Annotated in this window: 1 protein-coding gene; it reads left to right on the plus strand. The window is 51.6% G+C overall.

The features are described from left to right. A partial coding sequence (locus FS628_RS33320; RefSeq protein WP_145326696.1) for a hypothetical protein occupies positions 1-258 on the plus strand: 258 nt, incomplete at both ends.

A 258-nucleotide genomic window follows, 5' to 3' on the forward strand; every position in this document is an offset into this window, starting at 1 on the left:
TTTTCACCCACCCAAACTCACCTTCCCCCACGAACGCTATCACCAATACAACGCCCCTCCCCAGAAAACACCACCACAATTCTCACAACAATTCCCATTGCTCAACCAACTCCTCAAACCACTTCCCATTCCCCACTTTCACCTCCCTCGATTCCAACCCCATCACATTATCGCAACCCTAACCAAACCCCCACATGAAGCGCCCACACAGCTCCTCGTTGTATCCCCTCACAAACATATGCTCCACCTCCCTTCTCA

This window comes from Paenibacillus xylanexedens (assembly GCF_007676705.1).
GTDB lineage: Bacteria > Bacillota > Bacilli > Paenibacillales > Paenibacillaceae > Paenibacillus > Paenibacillus xylanexedens_C.